This is a genomic window from Streptomyces sp. B5E4 (assembly GCF_039871555.1).
Classification (GTDB): Bacteria; Actinomycetota; Actinomycetes; order Streptomycetales; family Streptomycetaceae; genus Streptomyces.
The window spans coordinates 58,826-73,593 of the sequence record NZ_JBDPMI010000037.1; the positions used below are offsets into that span (position 1 = coordinate 58,826).

The 14,768-nt window shown below is 74.8% G+C and carries 10 protein-coding genes; 4 read left to right on the forward strand and 6 right to left on the reverse strand.

The window, feature by feature from the left end:
* Window positions 1-58 precede the first annotated feature (58 nt).
* The 6 genes from ABGA99_RS32385 to ABGA99_RS32410 form a co-directional block, all read right to left on the reverse strand.
* The gene (locus tag ABGA99_RS32385; RefSeq protein ID WP_347580316.1) at window positions 59-1,306 is read right to left on the reverse strand and encodes an FxsB family cyclophane-forming radical SAM/SPASM peptide maturase; all 1,248 of its coding nucleotides are present in this window, start codon (window positions 1,304-1,306) and stop codon (window positions 59-61) included.
* 183 nt (window positions 1,307-1,489) lie between these two features.
* On the reverse strand, window positions 1,490-1,702 hold the full coding sequence (locus tag ABGA99_RS32390) for a hypothetical protein (protein ID WP_347580315.1): 213 nt from the start codon (window positions 1,700-1,702) through the stop codon (window positions 1,490-1,492).
* Window positions 1,703-1,769: 67 nt separating this feature from the next.
* A complete protein-coding gene (locus ABGA99_RS32395; RefSeq protein WP_347584044.1) occupies window positions 1,770-5,069 on the reverse strand; it encodes an SAV_2336 N-terminal domain-related protein in 3,300 nt (1,099 codons plus the stop codon).
* Between the two features lie 5 nt (window positions 5,070-5,074).
* The gene (locus ABGA99_RS32400) at window positions 5,075-6,121 is read right to left on the reverse strand and encodes an AAA family ATPase (RefSeq protein WP_347584037.1); all 1,047 of its coding nucleotides are present in this window, start codon (window positions 6,119-6,121) and stop codon (window positions 5,075-5,077) included.
* Between the two features lie 464 nt (window positions 6,122-6,585).
* On the reverse strand, window positions 6,586-8,793 hold the full coding sequence (locus ABGA99_RS32405) for a trypsin-like peptidase domain-containing protein (protein ID WP_347584038.1): 2,208 nt from the start codon (window positions 8,791-8,793) through the stop codon (window positions 6,586-6,588).
* Window positions 8,790-9,329 (reverse strand): CU044_2847 family protein, encoded by a 540-nt coding sequence (locus ABGA99_RS32410; protein ID WP_347584039.1) that lies wholly within the window; start codon window positions 9,327-9,329, stop codon window positions 8,790-8,792. Before ABGA99_RS32410 ends, ABGA99_RS32405 begins: the two co-directional genes overlap by 4 nt.
* A 149-nt stretch (window positions 9,330-9,478) precedes the next feature.
* Between ABGA99_RS32410 and ABGA99_RS32415 the strand changes: the two genes are divergently transcribed.
* The 4 genes from ABGA99_RS32415 (at window position 9,479) to ABGA99_RS32430 (ending at window position 12,991) form a co-directional block, all read left to right on the forward strand.
* The gene (locus tag ABGA99_RS32415; protein WP_347580310.1) at window positions 9,479-9,664 is read left to right on the forward strand and encodes a DUF6104 family protein; all 186 of its coding nucleotides are present in this window, start codon (window positions 9,479-9,481) and stop codon (window positions 9,662-9,664) included.
* Window positions 9,665-9,778: 114 nt separating this feature from the next.
* Window positions 9,779-10,717, forward strand: a complete 939-nt coding sequence (locus ABGA99_RS32420; RefSeq protein WP_347584040.1) for a DUF4097 family beta strand repeat-containing protein — start codon at window positions 9,779-9,781, stop codon at window positions 10,715-10,717.
* A gap of 1 nt (window position 10,718) precedes the next feature.
* On the forward strand, window positions 10,719-11,909 hold the full coding sequence (locus tag ABGA99_RS32425) for a helix-turn-helix transcriptional regulator (RefSeq protein WP_347584041.1): 1,191 nt from the start codon (window positions 10,719-10,721) through the stop codon (window positions 11,907-11,909).
* Between the two features lie 89 nt (window positions 11,910-11,998).
* Window positions 11,999-12,991, forward strand: a complete 993-nt coding sequence (locus tag ABGA99_RS32430; protein WP_347584042.1) for a fibronectin type III domain-containing protein — start codon at window positions 11,999-12,001, stop codon at window positions 12,989-12,991.
* Window positions 12,992-14,768 lie beyond the last annotated feature (1,777 nt).

The following is a 14,768-nucleotide window of genomic DNA, read 5'->3' on the forward strand; positions in this document are numbered from 1 at the left end:
CTCCCTCCACAGTCCCGGCAGGCCGTATCTTCCGCACAGTATCCCATCTGGCAGCCCGTCAGCTCATGCATGGCGGGCCGGCCGGCACCCTTCGCTGCTCCGCTACCGCGGCATCCAGCCGGCACGCCACGTGCCGGATGAGCCGTTCCAGGTCGGCGCAGTACACGGACGGGTTACGGAACCCCTCGCCGGCCCGGTAGCGGTGCGCGTAGTTGCCGCCGCCGCACACCCGGACCACCGGGCAGCGCCGGCACTGCTCGGCCAGCGCCCGCAGGCCCAGTTGCCGGGCGGCGACGCCGGGGTGGTTCAGGGCCTCGTCGAAGGAGTTGCGGAAGACGTCGAGGCCGGTGCCGGAGGCGCCTTCGTACACGGACTTGAGCGAGTCGATCTGTTCGATGGCACCGTCGGTCTCCACCACCAGCGCGGTGACGGGCGACAGGCCCACGGCCTCGGTGCCGCTCGGCCGGCCCAGCAGCAGGCCGAGGATCTCGGTGAACAGCCGCACCCGGGGTGACGGCCGGGGCAGGTCCCACCACAGGTCGAAGACCTGGCAGAGCCAGTCCCCGTACGGCGTGGTGCTGCGGCCCCGCACGGGGAGGGCCGGCGGGGCGGACCAGTTGGCATGCGGCAGCAGGAAGTCCAGCACGGGCGGGCGGAGGGAGCACAGAGACGACAGGACGGCGGCCGGCGAGGCGGTCACGTCGACAGTACAGAGAATGCCGCTGTAGCTCTCGGGGTGCCGCTGCAGCAGCCGGGCCGCCCGGGACAGGGCGGGCCACGAGGGGCGCCCGGCGTGATCGACGCGGCGGCTGTTCAGCTCCGGCGTGCCGCCGTCGGCGCTGAGGCCCACGCGGATGCCGCCGGCGGCGAGCGTCTCCAGCGCGGACCCGGTGAGCAAGGTGCCGTTGGTCTGCACGCCCGCGACGAGGGTGCAGTCGGCCGGCAGCGCGGCGCGCACCTGCGCGGTCTGCCGGACGAGCGACGCGGCGCCGGAAAGCAGCGGCTCGCCGCCGTGCAGTTCGACGCTGACCCGGCGCAATCCGTGGGCGCGTACGTGCTCGGCGATGCGCTCGGCGGCGCGACGGGTAGTGGCCTCCGGCATGCGCGCCGGGCGGCGGCGCCATCCGCTGTCGGCGCCGTGGTAGACGTAGCAGTACGTACAGGCCAGGTTGCAGCGGCTGTGCATCTTCAGGATGAACTGGCGAAACGGTACGCCTCGTACTCCCGACGCGCGGAGCCGGCCGACGTCCAGCAGCCGCCCCGGCCACGGAGCCTCCTCTTCCGCGCCCGTGCTTCCGTAGCCCATGCCGCTCCCCGGTCCCCCGAATATGGACGGTGACGGACCGCCGCCTTTGAATGCATGGCGCACATGTCACACGGACGAAACCCAGGGGATGTCCACCTGACCATTTCTGTGCGTAATCTGCCGCGATCCGGCCCCTCTGGTCATCGACGGCGTCGCTGGCGTCGGCAGAGGCGTGTACGAGCGCTACGCGTCGGTGGCGCCGTTTTCGAAGTGAGCACCCGCCGCTTCCTCGGCCGGCCAGTTGCGCAGCATGTGCGCAACGGCTCCGGCGAGGACGGGGGGCTCGCCGCGGGCCGCGACCGCGTGCACGTCCACGTCGCTGAAGTCGGGAAGGCACGCGGTCGAGGGAACGGCTGACGGTCTCCCGTCCGGCGCCGCCGACAGGGGGTTCTCCACGCTGTAACTCCTCCGGAAGGGTGTGAGAGTCCTTCCCCGAACAGTCGTGCAGCAAAACGGCGGCGGGTCAGCCGCCGGCTTCGAGGGTACGGATCTGCTCGCGGGTCAGCGCCGCCTCCGCACTCTCCGTCTGCTCCGCCCGGGTCCACTGCTCCCAGGCGTCCCGGTACGCCCTGAGCGCCACCGCGCGCCCCGCCGTCGGCTCCAGCATCTGCCCGCGCTTGTGGTGCGCACGGGCGGCTTCCGCCGCGTCGCCCGCCTCTTCGGCCAGGAGCGCCGCGCGCCGGTAGCAGTCCGCGGCCCGCTCCTGCCGCTGCCGGAACTCGGTCCTCATGTCGAGCAGCAGTTGGACGTCCCCCAGCTCCAGCCACGCCTGCGCGCGCACCCGCGCGGGCGCGTCGTCCTCGCGCGCGGCCCGGTCCAGCACCCACTCCGCCTCGTACAGGTCGGTGCGGGTGCCGGACGCCTCGTAGCGCAGCCGCAGGGCCCGGCCGAAGAGCAACTGCCGCCGCGGCAGGTCCGGATGGCGCTGCGGCGTCTCCGCCAGCACCTCGCGCAGCACCGGCACCGCCCGGCCGCGCAACCCGGTGTCGTCCGGGGCCAGCCGCGCGCGGCGCAGCAGCAACTCGCCCTGCTCGGTCAGCACCTCGCCGTACAGCGCCGCCCCGGGCGGCAGCAGCGCCAGCGCGTCCGTCAGCCAGCCGTCGGCCTCGACCAGCAGCTCGGCGGCCCCGCCGCGGGTGAACTCCGCGATCCGCACCCGGGCCTTGCGGCGCAGGCTCTCGGCCTGCAGCCGGTAGTCGTCCAGGACCGCGCCCAGCCGCCCGGCCCGGTCGAGCGCGGCCAGCGCGCGGCCGGCGCCGGCGTCGCCCGCCGCGGTGGTGTGGGCCTCCGCCAGGTCGATCAGCGCCTCGCACTCCTGCCGCCGCAGCTCGGGACCGCCCTCCATGCGCAGCAGGTCGACGCCGGTACGCAGGTCGGCCGCGGCGCGCAGCCCGTACGCCCGGGTCTCGTCCACCGTGCGCTCGGCCTGGGCACGGCCCAGGGTGACCCGGCCACGGGCGAGGAACAGCCGTGCGGGCACCAGCTCCTCGTCGGGCCAGCCGGCCAGCAGCTCGTCTATCGTCTCCTCGGCCTCGTGCAGCGCCGCGCCGTCGCCGGTCAGGGAGTGCAGCCGGCGCAGCACCTCGGCGAGCAGCCCGCCGCGCTCGCGCCGGGCGGCGTGCGTGGTGGCCAGGGCGCGGCTGTCCCGGAGTTGGGCGGCAGAGGTGCGGAGCGCAGCGACGGCCTGCTCGTGCTCGCCGTCGGCCACGCGCTCGCGGGCCACCTCCCACATCACCTCGGCGTAGGTGAGCCGTTCGCGCAGCGGCGGGGCCTCTGCCGGCACCGGCACGCCACCGCCGGCCGCGGACGCTCCGGAGCCGTCCGCGGTCAGGGCGCTACGGGCCCACTGCTCGGCCTCCGCCAGCGCGTCCGGCTCGCGCAGCCGCTGCCAGTGCAGCAGCAGCGCCCGGGCCAGCAGCCCCTGCTGCGCGGTGTCCCGCTCCTCGACGACGGCGCGGCGCAGGGCCCGTACGGCGTCCAGCAGGTCGCGGACGCTGCGGCTGTCCTCGTACTGCCGCAGCAGCTCGGCGCCGCCCGCCTCGGCCGGCCCGCGGTAGGCGGGCTGGAAGGCGCGCAGCACCTGCTCCGAGACACGGGCGAACTGGTCGGGGACCTTGGCACCGCCGAGTTCGGGCTCGCGGTCCTCGCCGGAGAGGTACGCGACCGCCACGGCGGGGAAGTTGCGCGCGCCCTGCCCGAAGGTCCGCTCGATGTAGAGCGAGCAGTGCTTGAGCACCAGCGCCGCCTCGCCGTGGCTGAGCCGGCGCAGCAGCAGGTCGCGCACGCCCGGACGGAAGTCGAACCACGGGTCGTCACCCACGGGTTCGCGCGCCGGCTCACGCTCCCGTCCGCGCGCCGGGTCGCGCGCCACGACCAGCTCGCTGAGCAGGATCTCGGCGGTCTCCGCAGGCCCGGTGTCGGGGAACAGCGCGCGCTGCACCAGCCGGATCACCGGCAGCACCAGCGGCACGGCGGCCAGGTGGATGGCCAGCAGCCGGGCCGCGGGCGAGGCGGTCGCATCGAACGCGGCGAGCGTGGCTGCCGGGTCGGGGCGTACGTCGGCGGGGCGGGCCGCCGCGGCCGGGGCGGCGGCGTGGTCGCGGCGCACCCAGCCGGCGGCGCCGGGCAGCGACAGCCCCTCGCCCGCGGCCAGCAGCCGGGCCCAGGTGCCGACGGCGGCGGGCTCGGGCGCGAGCACGGGCAGCGGGCGGGCGCCGGGCGGGGGCACGTCGCCGCGGGTGCCGGGGCGGAACTCCAGCGCGGGGTACGGGCCGGGGTGCCGGACGAGCAGCCCGGGCAGCGCGGCGAACGGCATTTCGCGCCACCGCCGGTGCGGCAGCGGCTGGACGACGGCGACGGGGGCGGTACCGAGCCAGCCGTGCAGCATCCGCTGCATCCGGCCGTCACGCCACATCGGGCCCGCGCAGTCGCTGAGCACGAGCGTCAGCCGGCGCCCGCCGGGGTCGTGCAACTGGCCGGCGTCCTGCAGCATCGAGGGCCAGCCCTGCTCGCCCGCGCAGCCGACGCCGCCGTCCGGCAGCGGGTGCAGGCGGTGCACGGTGACGTCACGGAACGCACCGGAGCGCTCGGCGACCGAACGCAGGTCCTCCAGCAGCCGGCTCCACACCTCCATGGCGGGCGAGGCGTCCATGAGCAGTTGGAGCGTGGCGCGCCGCCGGGGCGTGCGCAGCACGGGGATGACCAGGTCGGCCCGCGCGCTCAGCTCCGCGGTCTCGTCCTCGTCCAGCTCGCCGGGCGCCACGGCCGCGACCCGCGGCTGGTAGCGCCGCAGCGGGCGCAGCGCGCGCTGCAGCGGCACCAGGGCGGGCAGCGCCGGTGGCTCCGGCACGCCGACGCGGCCGACCTGCCGGTACGCGGGGGCGTCCACCGCGTCACGCACAGGCGTACGCGGCAGAAGTCCCGGGCCCGCCGCGAGCCCCACGCGCCGCTCGGGCGCCGCGTGCGCTCCCGCGCCGGTCTCGTCGGCGCCGTCCCCGGTGCCCTCGGCGTGCGCGGAATCGGGGTCTTCGGGAGGGTCGGCGGTGTCCGGAAAAGTGGCTGATTTGATGCGGGTCGCCGCGTCCGGCGCATCGGCGCGCGGATCCGCGCCGTCCGCCGCCTGCATGCTGCGCGCCAGCTCCTCCGCGAGCCACAGGACGTCGGCGAGGCCACGGGCGTCCGGCGGCAGACCGGCCGCCAGGAGCCGGCCCACCAGCTCCTCGGCCTTCCCCTGCCCGTCCGCAGCACCCCCGCGCCCCGCCATCGCGCTCACCGCGGCCTGTTGATGGGCCGCATCAGCTCCTCGGTGACGCGCCGGGCGGAGCCGTCCGCCTGATCCCAATCGGCCTGCCGGGTCAGCTCGATCGCGTTGAGCAGTTGATCCACGGCCCGTACGTCGCCGGGCCCCGCGGCCAGGAAGCGGTCGATCAGCTCGGCGAACCGCTCGTCGTCGCCCTCGGGGAAGTGCGCCCGCACCATACCCGTCAGCCGCGCCCGGTCCGGCACCGGCAGTTGCAGCTCGATACAGCGGCGGCGCAGCGGCGCCGGGAACTCGCGCTCGCCATTGCTGGTGAGCACGATGAACGGGAAGGCGCCGCAGCGCACCCGGCCGCCGCGCACGGGCACTTTCGTACCGTCGTCGCTGAGCACCTCGACCACCGGCGCGCGGTCGGCGATCCGCTCCAGCTCGGGGATCGTGAACTCGCCCTCCTCCAGCACGTGCAGGAGGTCGTTCGGCAGGTCGATGTCGCTCTTGTCCAGCTCGTCGACGAGCAGCACGCGCGGGCGCGCGGAGGGCAGCAGCGCGGTGCCCAGCGGCCCGAGGCGGATGTAGCGCCCGATGCCGCCGCCGGGCTCCTCGGCGCCCGCTGCTTCCGCCGCGCCCGCGGCGTCGGCCCGGCGGGCGGCGCGGTCGAGCTGGGCGTCCTGGAGGCGGCCGATGGCGTCGTAGGCGTACAGGCCGTCGCGCAGTGTGCTGCGGCTGACGATGGGCCAGGTCAGGACCCGGCCGAGGCCCAGCTCGTACGCCACGGAATGCGCGAGCGTGCTCTTCCCGCTGCCGGCCTGCCCGGTGACGAGCAGCGGGCGGCGCAGATAGAGCGCGGCGTTGACCATCTCGCACTCGCGGGTGCTGGGACGGTGGTGGCTGGCCTCGCGGCGCCGCTGGCCGAGCCTGCGCTCGGAGGAGGGCTCCAGCGCGGCCGGCGGAGGCACCGGTGGACCGCCGTCGAATTCTCGCCAGGGAGGCGGCGCCGGCAGTCTCTCCATGCCGTCGTGGGGGGCGCCGGTGCCTCGGTAGATGAGCCACTCGCTCACGTCGTAACCCCTTTGTCGCCGACCGGGCAGCGGGCTTGCCCCACTGTCTGCCCGGGGACGGACGAGGGCAACCCTCACGGGGATAAGAGGCTAGCCGGGTGCGCTGACGCCGGGTGCCGAATCGGCCAATCCGCGTGGTGGCGGGCCGGTTTCGTCCAACTGCGCAGCCGGTGCGCGACGTTCGTGCCCGGCGCACACGGACGCCCGCGCGCCGTTCACCCGTTCACCGGCCAACTCACCCATTCACCACCACCCGTACGCCGTTCACGCCCCCCAAGGCGCGGCGCACCGACGGGATGCCCCGGCCCACGCGCGCCACCCGCGCCCCACCGGTCACGGCGGCAGGCCACCCGGTTCGCGCGCACCCGGCCACCGCCCCGGCGGCGTCAGCCGCCTGCCACGCCCGAACTTCCACCCCGCTCACCGCACCCGCGCACCGCCCGCGCCATCCGCCGCCCGGTGGCTCAACCCCCGGCCCCGATCGCGTCGTCCGCGTCGTCGTAGAAAAGGATCACGTCCGCCGCGCACCCCCGCCCGGACTCCAGCGCCTCCCGGCGCACCTCGTGCAGCCGCTCCGGCAGATCGCGCAGGACCGTTCCCGCACCGTCCGTCAGCAGCGCCGCCAGCTCCTCGTGGTACGCCGCGCACTCCGCGCCGCACTCCTGGCCCTCGTGGCCCCCCGCGCGCCACAGCGCCACCGCCGTGCCCTCGTCCAGCAACTGCCCCACGACCGCCGCCCGCCCGCTGCCCTCGCCCAGCGCGTGACAGAACACCGGCACCCCGCCGTCGCCCGCCCCGCGCCCCCAGCCCGGCGGCCCGGCCCGTACCAGCCGCTGCCGCGGCGCCCGGCTCATCCGCCGCCACCGGTCGCGCCACAGCGGCTCCGGCTCCGGCCCGGCGCGCGCCGCGTCCCGGTGCACCACCGCCCGCACCGTGCCCGCCGGCGGCCGGGCCGCGGTCGCCCGGCCGGAGGCCGGCAGCTCCCAGCGGTACGTGGGCTGCGCCTGCCGCTCCTCCGGCAGCGCCACCTCCAGCCGCACCCGCGTCTGCGCCTCCGCGTCGGCACCGAGCAACTGCGGCGCCAGCGCCTGCAGCACCTGCGACTCCGCCTCCTCGAACGACCCGCCGGCGTACGACTGGTCGAGCGCGACGTGCTCCCACTCCCCCTTGCCGTAGCCGCGCCGCACGGTCCAGTTGTAGCGGGGCACGGACCCGGCGGCGGGGTCGAGGAACGGCAGCTTGTCGAACGTGACGAGGACGCTCACCGGCGCGCGCCGTACCGCGCGGATCTCCTGCCGCTGCCGCGGCGGCAGCTCGCCCGCGCGCTCCGCCACCCACGCTTCGAGGGATTCGACGGCGGCGCGCGCCCCCGGGCCCTCCCCCGCGCCGGATCCCGCGCCGATGTCCGCGGCGGCCTCGCGGGCCACGAGCTTCAGGTACAGCAGCATGTCGCGCAGCGCGCGCTCCGGCGCGGCCTGCCGGTGCAGGAGCCCGTGGCCGTCACGCCAGTCGCGCAGCCGCCGGGCGCCCAGGGGGCGGCCCTGGATGTCGAGCACCTGGTGCACCAGCCGCTCGACGACCTCCGGGTCGCGCGGCGCGGGCAGATCGGCGAGCCGCCACAGCGCGCTCAGCCGGTCGAGCGCGCCCCAGGCGCCGAACCGCGCCGGGCCCAGCGCGCGCTGCAGGTCGGTCCAGGAGGTGCGTTCGTCGTCGATGCCGTGGTGGCGGTGCCAGTGCCAGGCGTCGTGCAGCCGCATCAGCTCGCGGTACGGCTCGGGGCCCAGGCCCGTCGCGCCGGGCAGCAGGTGTTCGGGTGAGAGCGCGTGCAGTTCGTCGAGGGACACGGCGGTGCCGCCGCCGGTGCCGCTGCGGTAGCGGGCCTTGACGACGCCGACCACCTCGCCGCGGCCGAGGTGCAGAACGGGCCCGCCGGAGGCGCCCTTGCGGATGGGGGTGGGGGTGCCGAGCAGGATCTGCTGCCCGTTGCGCCCGGCGAACTCGGCGCTGAGCAGCGCCGCGTCGGCCCCGTCGGCGCTCCCGGCGCCGGCGCGCCCGTGGGCGCTGAGGAGGACGGCCTGGTCGAGGAAGTCGTCGTAGCGGTCGCCGAGCCAGACGGGTTCGCTGCCCGCCGGGGGCTTGGCGGGGTGCCCGCGCTCGGCCCCGGACTGCGCGCCGGGCTGGACACCCGTCTGGGCACCGAACAGGGCCGCGTACGGGAGCCCGTAGCGCGCCTCGCCGCCGGGCGCGCCCATACCCGCGCCCGCCCCGTCGGCCCGCACCGGCAGCAGCCGTACCAGGGCCAGATCCGGCCCCACCCGCATCACCGCTTCGGCGAACGCCTCGTCCCGTACCTCCGGATCGCGGCCCATCCGCGCGGCCGTGCTGTCCGGCGACGGCATGCTGTACTCCACCCGGCCCGGCACCGTACGCCCGCCCACGACCACGCCGATCAGCTCGCCCGGCGCCGTACCGCGCCGCCAGCCGTCGGGGTGGACGAAGACGTGCGCGCAGGTCAGCACCCACTCCGGCGCGACGAGGAACCCGCTGCCCCACAGCGACCCGTCCTCCGACCCGGGCGCCGCCCGGATGTCGACGGTCGCCGCGGCGGCCAGTTTGCAGAGCTGGTAACGCGCGTAGTCCGCGGCCTCGCCGCCCTCGTTCGGAACCCTCATACCGGTGCAGACGCCGTGGAAGACGTGCCGGATGCACCAGATGCAGCCGTATCGGGCGCCGTAGCCGATGCGGTGGGGGACGCGGCCCCGGCGGGGTCGGCCGGGCGGGAACCGGGCTGCCAGGTCAGCGTGACCGACAGCTGGGCCGTGGTGTTGGCGTCGGCGAGCAGCGCGATCGCCTTGCCCGTCCCCGCGGAGATCTCGACGCCGAAGGTCACGCTCACCTCGTGCGGCGCGGCGGCCGCGGTCGCGGCCCGTACGGAAGCGGCCACTCCGCCGACGAGGGGCGTGAGCCCGGCGAGCCGGGCGGTCAACCGGCCCCAGTCGGCGACGTCCTGCAGGTCGTCGTCGGCGTCGATGCCGAGGTCTGCCTCCGCGTCCGGGTCGACGTCCAGCCCGACACGCTCGCGGGCACCGCCGGGCGCCGGAACCCCCGCCCGTGTCTGCGCCGCGACCCGCTCGTCGAGCGGCGACGCCCGGACCCACACCTCGGTGCCGTCCGGCAGAGTCACGCGCTGCGGCAGGTTGCTGCTCATCCGGTTCCCCCGACTACGCTCGGTGCCCAATGCACCGACATTAGTCCGCCGACCGCCGCCCCGCGACGGTACCCGCGGCCGTACGCCGGTCATCCTCCGTGGTGAGCGATACTGAACCGGTCACCTTCCCCCCTTCCGGAGCACCCACCATGTACTTCACCGACCGCGGCATCGAGGAGCTGGCGAAGCGGCGCGGCGAGGAGGAGGTCACCTTCGAGTGGCTCGCCGAGCAGTTGCGCACGTTCGTGGACCTGAACCCGGAGTTCGAGGTCCCGGTCGAACGCCTGGCCACCTGGCTCGCCCGCCTCGACGACGAGGACGAGGACGAGGAGTAGCCCCCGGGGTTCACGCTTGACTTCCCGGCACCGCGATATATCGTGTCTTGGCAGAGACGCGATATGTTGCGTTAGGTGTGAGCGCTCGCCAGAGCCCGAGTCAGGAGGCCGTGGATGTCGGTGCAGCTTGTGGCCGATCCCCAGACCCTCGCCTTCGAGGAGCCGGTCACGGCCCTGAAGGTGCGTATCGTCAACGGAGCCGTGCACGTCGTCGGTACCCACGACGACGCCGGCCGGCCGGGCGCGGCCCGCCTGGAGGTCAGCGAGATCGAGGGCCCGCCGCTGCGCGTCTCCCTGGAGAACGGCGAGCTGACGGTCGCGTACGAGGACCTGCCCTGGCGCGGCTTCCTGAAGTGGCTCGACCGCAAGGGCTGGCGCCGCCGCGTCGTCGTCTCCCTCGCCGTGCCCGCCGCCGCCCGCGTCGAGGTGGGCGTCGTCGGCGCCGACGCCGTCGTCTCCGGTATCGCGGGCCGTACGGACGTACGCGGCGTCAGCGGCGGCGCCACCCTCGTCGGCCTCTCCGGCCCGGTCCGCGCCGACACGGTCTCGGGGGAGCTGGAGGCCCAGGCCCTCGAAGGCGACCTGCGCTACAACTCCGTCTCCGGGCCGCTCACCCTCATCGACGGCGCCGGCGGCCGCGTCCAGGCCGACACCGTCAGCGGCGACATGGTCATCGACCTCTCCCCCGCCGCCCGCGCCGCGGACGTCCGGGTCAACACGGTCTCCGGCGAGATCGCCATACGGCTCCCCGAGGAGCCCGACGTCGAGGTGCACGCGAGCACGACGAGCGGCGCGGTCTCCAACGCCTTCCCGGCGCTGGACGTCAGCGGCCAGTGGGGCGCGAAGTCCGTCGACGGCCGCCTGGGAACGGGCAAGGGCTCGCTGAAGGCGACCACCGTCTCGGGCGCCCTCGCCCTGCTCTGCCGCCCGGAGGGGGTCGACGACGAACCGGAGGACGCGCCGCCGGGCGCCGGCCCGGCGGGCTCGGCGGGCCCGGACGACGCGACAGGTCCGGCCGACTCCGCCGGTCCGGCCGACAAGAAGGTGCTCTGACATGCCTCCCGTCTTCGCCCACGGCCGCCTCCGGCTCTACCTGCTGAAGCTGCTCGACGAGGCCCCCCGCCACGGCTACGAGGTGATCCGCCTCCTCGAAGAACGCTTCCAGGGCCTGTACGCCCCCTCCGCCGGCACCGTCTACCCCCGGCTCGCCAAGCTGGAGACCGAGGGCCTGGTCACGCACACCTCCGAGGGCGGCCGGAAGGTCTACGCGATCACCGAGGCGGGCCGCGCCGAACTCGCCGCCCGCCAGGCGGAACTGGCCGAGCTGGAGCTGGAGATCCGCGATTCCGTCGCCGAACTGGCCGCCGAGATCCAGGCCGACGTCAGCGGCACGGCCAGCGACCTGCGCCGCGAGATGCGCCAGGCCGCCAAGGAGGCCCGGACGTCGGGCGGCGCGAACGCGGGCGAGAAGGAGTCGTGGCGGCAGGCGAAGGAGGAGTTCAAGCGGGCGAAGCAGGAGTTCAAGGAGCAGGCGAGGCGCGCGAAGGACGAGACGCGGCGGGCCCGGCAGGACGCGGAGCAGGCGCGCAAGCACGCGCGTGAGACGCAGGAGCGGGTGCGCAGCGAGGCGGAGCGGATCGCGCGGCAGGTGCAGGAGCAGGTGCAGACGAGGGTCCGTACGGGCGACTGGCAGGGCGGCTTGATGGACGGCCTGGCGGAGCTGACACGGGAGTTGGGCAACCTGGGCGGCTTCGGCGGCCGCGGCACGGAGACGGAGGCGGAGAGCGGTACATGGACGGACGCGGGTACCAAGTCGGGTAACCGGCCCCGCGCGGGCGGGGACTCCGGCACCGGACCCGAGCCCACCACGCCGTCCGACAGGATCGCGGACGCGGCGGCCCCCACCCCGCCCCACGGCGGGATGCCCACCGCCACGGGAACCACCGGCGTGGGCGGCATCAGGACACCCTGGCCGTCGTACGTCAAGCCGGACCCCGCCGACACCCCGGAGTGGGCCGAGGAGGACACCCCGCAGGACGCCACCCCCGCCGAGCTGGCCCGCGAACTGGAGCGCCTGCTCGACCGGTTCCGCGACGACGTCCGCGACGCCGCCCGCGACAACGGCGTCTCGCCGGACCAGCTCCGCGGGGCCCGCCGCCACCTGTCGACGGCGGCGGCTCACCTCACGGCACTGCTGCGGGCGGGCGTCGACAGGGACGGCGACAGGGACGGCAAGAAGGACTGAACTGCGGGGCGCTGCCGGCGTCTTGAAATGTACGCGGTGAGTGTGCGAAAAAGGTCTGGACCTTTGCTCGCACGATGAGAGGCGTCCCTGTGAGGCCCACCCCCACGCTCGCCGCGCTGAGCACCACCGCCGCCTGCCTCCTGGCCCTGACCGTGACCTCCTGCGGCTCGGACGACGGCGCCGCCGCCGAACCACCCGAGACGCCCACCGTGCCGACCGGCGTCACCGTCTACACGAGCACGTCCACGTCGGTGCACGTCATGTGGAACAAGGCGGCGGAGGCGGAGAACGTACGGCGGTACGAGGTGTATCGCAACGGCAAGAAGATCCAGAACGTCCCGGCCGAGAAGCACATGATCGACGTCACCGGCCTCAAGCCGTCGTCCTCGTACACCTTCTCCGTACGCGCACGGGACGCCGACGGCAAACTCTCCGGCCCCGGCCAGGCCGCAGCGGTCACGACCCCGTCGGCGGACGCCGACGACACCACGCCGCCCACGCGGCCGGCGAGCCTCAAGGCACGGGCGGACGGCCCGCGTTCGGCGACGCTGACCTGGACGAAGTCGGAGGACGACAAGGAAGTCACGTCCTACGACATCTACCAGGAGGGCACCAAGATCCACAGCGTCGGCGGCGCGGAAACCACCGCCGCGGTCACCACCCTCCGTCCCGGCACCCACTACACCTTCACGGTCAAGGCCCGCGACGCCGCCGACAACTCCGGCCCGGCCAGCCCGTCGGCGAGCGTCACGACGGATCCGGAACCGGGCGGCAAGGCGGGCGCGGAGGTCCCGACGGACCTCCAGGCGACGGCCCGCCAGGACGCCGGCGCGTGGAACCTCGACCTGGTGTGGAACGCGCCGAAGGCGGGCGGGGACATCACGGAGTACGAGGTGTACCTGGACGGGAAGTTCGGCTCGAAGCTGGTACTGGGCGAGTCGGCGCCGAAGGACACGGGGCGGATCAGCCTGCCGCTGGAGAAGACGGGGAAGGCGACGTACGCGGTGAAGGTGCGGGCGAAGCTGCCGGACGGGAAGTGGGGACCGTTCACGAAGGAAGTGACGGTGAAGGCGGGTGGATAAGCGGTCGCCTTGAGGCGTCGGTCTCTCAGGGCGCCGGCACCTGGGGCACCGGTCGCCCGGGGCGTCGCCCCCTCTGAAGGTCGCTTCTTCGGGGTGTGAGTCCGTCGGGGCTTCAATCCGGCTGGGCGCCCGGGCCCACACGGCTTCGCCGGCGGCTCGCGTTCGTGGTGGCGGATGAGGGCTCACGTCCGCTCGTGTCTCACGTCCGCTCGTGTCTCACGTCCGCCGCACGTCCCCTCACACCCGCCCAAGGGTATGCGGCTGGTCTGACAGCGTGGGGAGCGCCGGCGCTGTGAGCTGGCCTGACGTGTGCGGGGGCAGGTACGGGGGTGCGGCATCGGGGCGGGCCGTGGTGCGTGGGGTGTGCCGGTGTACGGGGGAGCGGCGAAGGGAGAAGGGCGTCGCGTGGGCTCCCCCCGGGCCACCCCACTCCTGATGATGCGGGCCTCCGCCCGCCGTCAAGGGCGCTCCCTCCGCTTCGCTGCGGGAGCGTCGCTGCGCGATGGGGCTTCGCCCCACCCTTGACACCGGACTCCGGCCCGAAAGACCGGCGGCTATGGGTGGCCCGGAGGGAGCGGGCACCCTCGAACTGGCACTACGGAAGCGAAGCCCGGCGGACGGGGACCGGGACGCCGCGAGTTGACCAGCCCGATCGCGGACCGACGCCGCACCGGGCAGGGAGGAGCAAGGAATCGGCCCGCTCGCGGATGCCCCCGGTGGACGGGGACCGGAGCGCCGGAGGCCGGCCTATCCCGATCGCGGGCGCCCCGGGGCGGCGGGGGCGCCAGCCCAGTGTCGGGCGGCCCTGCCCCGATCCGAGCCCGGAGGCCGACCCCGCCACACCGCGCGCATCCACCCGCCGTATGCCCACCCGGCCGACCCCGCCCGCACCGCCTCAGCGGAGAAGAACGGGCGTAAGGGCGTGCAGATCAACAACACGCTTCTTTACGCCTCGGTAGCGCCGACCTCGGTGCTTGCTGGATGCCACGTCGCTGCTGGCCAGCCGGTCGTAGCACAAGTCGCTGTCACAGAACCGGAATCGGCGTGTTGTTGATCTGCACGCCCTCACTCGCGGTAACACCAGACGAACCAGGCTGAATCAGCTCTCCAGCGCCGACTTTCGCCCACTCACGCTCACCACCCGTCGACAGCCCACCACTCGCCGCCCCAGACCGCGCGGAACGCGTGCCGCAGAGACAAACTCGCAGTAACTCCAGCCCAAAACCTACCCAAACCGCCCACCAGGCTCGACTTTCGCCCACCCGCAGGCGCTCACCAGACCCCAGGCGCCCCAACCGCCGCCCGGGCCCCTCCGAATGAACGCCACTGATACGAACTCACGGTCACCGCCTTGGCGAATGGGGGCAAACCGCCCTCGCGGGCCGACTTTCGCCCATCGACACGCACCTGGCCGCCCAGAAGCCCGGCCACCACCGTGCGCAACGCCCCCCAGCGGAGAGATTGGGCCGTAACTCGCGGTAACAGCCCCGCATCCGGCCCGAACCAGGCCCCGGAAGCCGAACTTCGCCCATCGAGGCACCCACCGGCCGGGCGGCCGACGCCGAACTACGCCCACCCGACGCCGCACCGACAACCCGACACCGCTCCCCCAAAGCGGGTCCGCCCCGCGGACGACGGTCACGCCCACCCCGTACGACGCCCCCACCTACGCACGGCCCGGGCCCGCCCCCCTGCAATGCTCCAACACCCCAGCCCCGCACCCGGCCCACCCCACGAACACCCCCACCGGCAACCCCGACACCCCACAGCCCCACGA

Excerpts from the sequence above, each read along its gene's own strand:
- ABGA99_RS32425 (WP_347584041.1), top strand. The coding sequence starts at position 10,719 with ATGCCTCCCGTCTTCGCCCACGGCCGCCTCCGGCTCTACCTGCTGAAG.
- ABGA99_RS32410 (WP_347584039.1), bottom strand. The coding sequence starts at position 9,329 with ATGAGCAGCAACCTGCCGCAGCGCGTGACTCTGCCGGACGGCACCGAG.
- ABGA99_RS32385 (WP_347580316.1), bottom strand. The coding sequence starts at position 1,306 with ATGGGCTACGGAAGCACGGGCGCGGAAGAGGAGGCTCCGTGGCCGGGG.
- ABGA99_RS32415 (WP_347580310.1), top strand. The coding sequence starts at position 9,479 with ATGTACTTCACCGACCGCGGCATCGAGGAGCTGGCGAAGCGGCGCGGC.
- ABGA99_RS32405 (WP_347584038.1), bottom strand. The coding sequence starts at position 8,793 with ATGAGGGTTCCGAACGAGGGCGGCGAGGCCGCGGACTACGCGCGTTAC.
- ABGA99_RS32395 (WP_347584044.1), bottom strand. The coding sequence starts at position 5,069 with ATGGCGGGGCGCGGGGGTGCTGCGGACGGGCAGGGGAAGGCCGAGGAG.
- ABGA99_RS32420 (WP_347584040.1), top strand. The coding sequence starts at position 9,779 with ATGTCGGTGCAGCTTGTGGCCGATCCCCAGACCCTCGCCTTCGAGGAG.